Annotated in this window: 5 protein-coding genes and 1 riboswitch; of the genes, 1 reads left to right on the top strand and 4 read right to left on the bottom strand. The window is 68.9% G+C overall.

Annotation, left to right across the window (positions count from 1 at the left end; genetic code table 11):
• Window positions 1–285: 285 nt before the first annotated feature.
• A riboswitch (cobalamin riboswitch) is annotated at window positions 286–429 on the bottom strand.
• A gap of 46 nt (window positions 430–475) precedes the next feature.
• From GT030_RS11685 to GT030_RS11700, 4 genes are all read right to left on the bottom strand, one after another.
• Window positions 476–982 (bottom strand): GNAT family N-acetyltransferase, encoded by a 507-nt coding sequence (locus tag GT030_RS11685; protein ID WP_161201046.1) that lies wholly within the window; start codon window positions 980–982, stop codon window positions 476–478.
• Window positions 983–1,057: 75 nt separating this feature from the next.
• Window positions 1,058–2,668, bottom strand: a complete 1,611-nt coding sequence (locus GT030_RS11690; protein ID WP_161201047.1) for a sodium:solute symporter family protein — start codon at window positions 2,666–2,668, stop codon at window positions 1,058–1,060.
• Window positions 2,665–2,928: a DUF3311 domain-containing protein gene (locus tag GT030_RS11695; RefSeq protein WP_161187158.1), complete on the bottom strand. Its 264-nt coding sequence runs from the start codon at window positions 2,926–2,928 to the stop codon at window positions 2,665–2,667. Before GT030_RS11695 ends, GT030_RS11690 begins: the two co-directional genes overlap by 4 nt.
• A 140-nt stretch (window positions 2,929–3,068) precedes the next feature.
• A complete protein-coding gene (locus GT030_RS11700) occupies window positions 3,069–3,833 on the bottom strand; it encodes a GntR family transcriptional regulator (protein WP_161201048.1) in 765 nt (254 codons plus the stop codon).
• A 407-nt stretch (window positions 3,834–4,240) separates the two neighbouring features.
• Here GT030_RS11700 and GT030_RS11705 point away from each other — a divergent pair, with 407 nt between their 5' ends.
• Window positions 4,241–5,515, top strand: coding sequence for an extracellular solute-binding protein (locus tag GT030_RS11705; RefSeq protein ID WP_161201049.1), 1,275 nt, complete (start codon window positions 4,241–4,243; stop codon window positions 5,513–5,515).
• Window positions 5,516–5,683: the final 168 nt, after the last annotated feature.

Below are 5,683 nucleotides of genomic sequence, written 5' to 3' on the forward strand. Positions count from 1 at the left end.
CCGCGCAGCGCGGCGGCCGCGACCCGGCCGGGGTCCGCGTCGGGGAGGTCGGCGGTCAGCTCGGTCAGGGTCCGCAGCAGCGCGGCACCGGGGCCGTCGTTCTCCACAGGGGCCTCGGTCGCCGGGGTGGCTGAAGCCGGATCGGCAGGCGCGATGGTCACGTGGGGCTCTCCCTCGCTGGGCACGGGGGCCTGGCGGAGGGTATGAGGGGGCACGAGCGCACACGGCGTCGCGTCCACCGGCCCACTCCACGAGGCCCGGACGTCTTCGAGCACCCGGACCGGACGGCCGGGCGCCGCTGTCGGCAGGTCCTCGGACTGACGCTGGCATGCACGAAACACGCGAGTACACCGTTGCGGGACAGTTCCGGATTCGCACCGGATTCCCCTGCGACGACAGCGAGCACGAGCATACATCTAGTGCCGCCCTGTCGCGGCACCCCCAGATGTTGTGTCTGTTGTGTGTTGCGGTGGCTTCAGAGGGTCAACTCGTAGGTGAGCAGGGCGAGGTCCAGGACGCCCGGCAACGGGTTCCAGTCGCGGTGCGGGGTGCGGTGGAAACCGAGGCGTTCGTAGATGCGGTGGGCGGCGTGCATCGTGGGCTGGGTGGAGAGGACGAGGCTGTGGCAGCCCGCCAGGGCCCGTGCCCGGTCCGCACAGGTCCGTACGAGGGCTTCCCCGGCTCCCTGGCCACGGCCGGCCCGCGCGACCGCCAGCATCCGGATCTCGGCCTCGCCCGGCCCCGCGATGTCGGCCATGGGGCCGCCGGCCGGGACGAAGGTGACCCCGCCCAGCAGGACGTCCCCGCGCACGGCCACCAGGATCTCCGCGTCCGCCGCCCGCCGGGCCACGTCCCGCAGCTCACCCAGGTAGGCGTCGCTCTCCCCGAAGTCCAGCAGGCCGTCCTGGAGGTACGCCTGCGCGGTGATCTCGCCCAGGGCGGTGTACTCGGCCGGCTCGGCGGGTCTGATGACGAGGTCCATGCCCGGCAGTGTGTACGACGACGGGCCGCCGTCGCTTGCGCATTACGGCGGCCCGTGGCCGGAAGGCGGGGACTTCTAGTGGCTGGTGCCCGCTGTGGCCGGGGGGAGTTCGACCTCCACGCCGGGGTCGCCCGCGTCGGCGGTGTAGTCGGCGGGGGTGGTCTCGTCGATGCCGTCGGGGGCCTTCACGGCCTTGAGGACGAAGGTGAGGACCACGGTGACGACGACGTTCAGGACGAAGGCCGTCAGGCCGATGTAGCCGATCTCACCGATGCCGGGGATCTCCTTGGCGGAGCCGCCGAAGTGCTTCTGGGTGGGGGAGGCGACGCCGTAGGCGGCGAGGGTGCCGTAGACCATGCCGACCGCCCAGCCGGCCAGCAGGGCCCAGCGGTGGAACCAGCGGGTGAACAGGCCGCCGACCAGGGCGGGGAAGGTCTGGAGAATCCAGATGCCGCCCAGGAGCTGGAAGTTGATGGCGACCGTCTTGTCCATGGTGAGGACGAAGACCAGCGCGCCCACCTTCACCAGCAGCGAGACCAGCTTGGAGATCTTGGTCTCCTGCTCGGGCGTCGCGTCGGGCTTGATGAAGTCCTTGTAGATGTTGCGGGTGAACAGGTTCGCGGCCGCGATCGACATGATCGCCGCCGGGACGAGCGCGCCGATACCGATCGCCGCGAACGCCACGCCCGCGAACCAGTCCGGGAACATGTCCTCGAACAACTGCGGGATGGCGAGCTGCCCGTTGGTGACCTTCACCCCGGCCGCGATGGCCATGAAGCCCAGCAGCGCCAGCAGCCCCAGCATCAGGGAGTACAGCGGCAGGATCGTGGTGTTGCGCCGGATGACCTCGCGGCTCTTGGAGGAGAGGGTCGCGGTGATCGAGTGCGGGTACATGAACAGCGCGAGCGCCGATCCCAACGCCAGCGTGGCGTAGGTCCACTGGCCCGCCGGGGCCGGGACGAGTCCGCCCGCACCGGCGGCGGTGTACTTCTCGCCCGCCTTGGCGAAGATCTCGTCGAACCCGCCCAGCTTGATCGGGATGTAGATGATCGCCACCGCGATGACGATGTAGATCAGCGTGTCCTTCACGAACGCGATCATCGCCGGGGCCCGCAGACCCGAGGAGTACGTGTACGCCGCGAGCACACCGAACGCGATCAGCAGCGGCAGGTCCTTCACGAACCAGTTGGTGTCCTCACCGCCGCCCACGCCCATCACGTCCAGCACCGCCTGGATGCCGACCAGTTGGAGCGCGATGTACGGCATGGTCGCCAGGATGCCGGTGACCGCCACCGCCAGCGAAAGGCCCTTGGAGCCGAAGCGCCCGCGCACGAAGTCGGAGGTGGTGACGTACCCGTGCCGGTGCGAGACCGACCACAGCCGGGGCAGGAAGGTGAAGATCAGCGGGTACACCAGGATCGTGTACGGCACCGCGAAGAACCCGGAGGCGCCGGCCGCGTAGATCGCCGCCGGCACCGCGACGAAGGTGTACGCCGTGTACAGGTCGCCGCCGAGCAGGAACCAGGTGATCCAGGTGCCGAACGACCGGCCGCCCAGGCCCCATTCGTCCAGCGAGTGCTCGTTCTCCGCCTTGCGCCAGCGCGAGGCGAGGAAGCCCAGGACGGTGACCGCCAGGAAGAAGAAGACGAAGACGCCGAGCGCCACGCCGTTGACGCCGTCCTTCACTTCGAGACACCCCCGCTCCGGGCCTTGCGGGAGCGCTGGTCGCGCTGCCAGAGCTGGTACGCGGTCATGGTGAGCGAGGTGGAGACCAGCACCCACAGCATCTGGTACCAGTAGAAGAACGGGATACCGATGAACGTCGGGTCCACCTTGGAGAACGAACCGACCCACAGCATCGCCACGAACGGCGCCACGAGACACAGCCCGATGACCACTCGGACCGGTGTCACCACCGGTTGCCTCACTTCAGAATCTTCGGGCATGCCGGACTCCGTCCCCTCGTTGATCACGCGTAATGCGCACGCAATCTAGGTGACGGCACGGCGGAGCGGAAGCCCTCGTCCGGGTATCGATATGGCGATGTGAGCTGGTGGGGCCCGAGAAGCGGGGGAAACGGAGCCGGTCAGTCCTGCGGACGCCGGAGCCGCGCCACGAACTTGTACCGGTCGCCCCGGTACACCGAGCGCACCCACTCCACCGGGCGGCCCTCCCGGTCCACCGAGTGCCGGGACAGCAGCAGCATCGGCAGGCCCACGTCGGTGCCGAGCAGGCTCGCCTCGCGCGGGGTCGCCAGCGAGGTCTCGATGGTCTCCTCGGCCTCGGCCAGGTGGACGTCGTAGACCTCGGCGAGCGCGGTGTACAGCGAGGTGTACTTCACCAGCGAACGGCGCAGCGCGGGAAAGCGCTTGGCGGAGAGGTGGGTGGTCTCTATGGCCATCGGCTCGGCGTTGGCCATGCGCAGCCGCTCGATGCGCAGCACCCGGCCGCCGGCGCTTATGTCCAGCAGCCCGGCCAGCCGGTCGTCGGCCGTGATGTAGCCGATGTCCAGCAGCTGCGAGGTGGGTTCGAGCCCCTGGGCCCGCATGTCCTCGGTGTAGGAGGTGAGTTGGAGCGTCTGGGCGACCTTGGGCTTGGCGACGAAGGTGCCCTTGCCCTGGATGCGCTCCAGCCGTCCCTCGACCACCAGTTCCTGGAGGGCCTGGCGGACGGTGGTGCGGGAGGTGTCGAACTCGGCGGCCAGCGTGCGCTCGGGCGGCACCGGCGTGCCCGGCGGAAGCGTCTCCGTCATCTCCTGGAGGTGCTTCTTCAGGCGGTAGTACTTGGGCACGCGCGCGGTACGGACGGTCGCGCCGGCCTCGTTCTCCGCCCTGCTGACGTCGGTGCTCATGGCTGCCTTCCCGGCTCCGGATGCCGATGGCGACCGACATCGCCATCGGTCACGGCTCACATCGTGGCACGGCCGCGCGCGGCCGGTTCACCCGCACGTTCCGTGATCTCCCTGTATACCGCCGCACCCCCGGTTGGTCTAGTCCACACGTGCCCGGCGGGCCAGTGGTCCACCGGAACTGGTCCGTCCGAACTGTCGGTTGCGCAATGAAAGGTCCCTGCATATCTCGGTCGCGTCACGGACGCCCGGACCCCACCTGAACACCCTTGACAGCCCATTTGGTCTGGGCCAAGCTCCCCCTGCTGGTCTACACCATTGGTCCAGTCCCGGCTCCGAGGGCGGTACGACGCGCAAGTGTGACACCGCGGGGAGGCAGGGGGGTTGTGGGCATCCCTGAGGAGGATGGCGTGAAGCGCAGACTGATAGCCGCGATCGGCGTCGCGGGCATGATCGTCTCCATCGCCGCGTGCGGCAGCGACGACGGCAAGGGCAAGGGGGGCGACAGTGACGCGCTGACCGTCTGGCTCACCGTCGACGCGCAGAACAACTGGCCGAACCTGGTCAAGGCCGCCGACGCCGCCGTGGTGAAGAAGCACCCGGGCCTGAAGATCAAGCACGAGTACTACGGCTGGCCGGACAAGAACACCAAGCTGGACGCCGTCCTCGCCACCGACAAGGCCCCCGACGTGGTCGAGATGGGCAACACCGAGATGCTCGGCTACATGGTGAAGGGCGCCTTCGCCCCCCTGGAGCCCGGCAAGTTCGAGGGCTCGGACGCCTGGCTGGACGGACTGAAGGCGTCGGTGACCTACGACGGCAAGACCTACGGCGTGCCGTACTACGCCGGTGGCCGCGTCGCCAACTGGCGCAAGGACGTGGCCGCTTCGGTCGGCGTCAAGACCCCGCCGAAGACCTACCCCGAGCTGACCTCCGCCCTGGACAAGATCCAGAAGAAGGAGGGTGACAAGTTCAACGCCTGGTACCAGCCCACCCGTGACTGGTACGCGGCCATGTCCTTCGTCTACGACGCGGGCGGCGCCATCGCCAAGGAGGAGGGCGGCCAGTGGAAGGCGACCCTCTCCTCGCCGGAGTCGGTCAAGGGCCTCACCGCCTTCAAGCAGGTGGTCGACAAGTACATGCACGGCGACAAGACCAAGGACGAGTCCGACCGTTACCTCGTGTACGGCCAGGGCAAGTCGGCCATGATCTTCGGTGCGGCCTGGGAGGGCGCGACCTCCGCCGACCCGAAGAACGACAAGACCGGCAAGCTCAAGGACAACCTCGAGAACTTCGTGATGCCCGGTCCCTCCGGCAAGAACATGCCGGTGTTCCTGGGCGGTTCCGACCTCGCCGTCCCGGTGAAGTCGCACAATCAGGACATCGCCGCCGAGTGGATCAACGCCTTCACCGGTCCCGAGGGCCAGAAGGGCCTGATCGCCAAGGGCAACCTGCCCAACAACAAGACCGACCTCGCCACCCTGAAGAACGACCCGGCGACCGCCGTGCCGGCCACCGCGGCCGAGTCCAACTGGTTCGTGCCGATGGCGCCGGGCTGGGGCCAGGTGGAGAAGGCGCAGGTCCTGCAGACCATGCTCCAGCAGATCGGCACCGGCAAGAAGTCGGTCCAGGACGCCGCCAAGGAGGCGGACGCCGCGATCGACAAGGTCATCAACACCAAGTGACCCCGGTGCGCCGCGCGGGCAGCGAAAGCCCGCGCGGCGCCCGCCGTACCGCTCGCACAGGTTTTAAGGGATCGCCGAGGAGCGCGATGAGTGCCGCAGACACGACCACGCCTGCAAAAGTGCCGCCGCAGCGGCAGGCGCCCCCGCCCGGCCCGCCGCCCCCGCCCC

It is taken from the genome of Streptomyces sp. SID1328, assembly GCF_009865595.1.
GTDB lineage: Bacteria > Actinomycetota > Actinomycetes > Streptomycetales > Streptomycetaceae > Streptomyces > Streptomyces griseoluteus.

What these genes read in the sequence shown, in the direction of transcription:
- GT030_RS11700 (WP_161201048.1), bottom strand. Translation starts at nt 3,833, where the DNA reads ATGAGCACCGACGTCAGCAGGGCGGAGAACGAGGCCGGCGCGACCGTC.
- GT030_RS11685 (WP_161201046.1), bottom strand. Translation starts at nt 982, where the DNA reads ATGGACCTCGTCATCAGACCCGCCGAGCCGGCCGAGTACACCGCCCTG.
- GT030_RS11695 (WP_161187158.1), bottom strand. Translation starts at nt 2,928, where the DNA reads ATGCCCGAAGATTCTGAAGTGAGGCAACCGGTGGTGACACCGGTCCGA.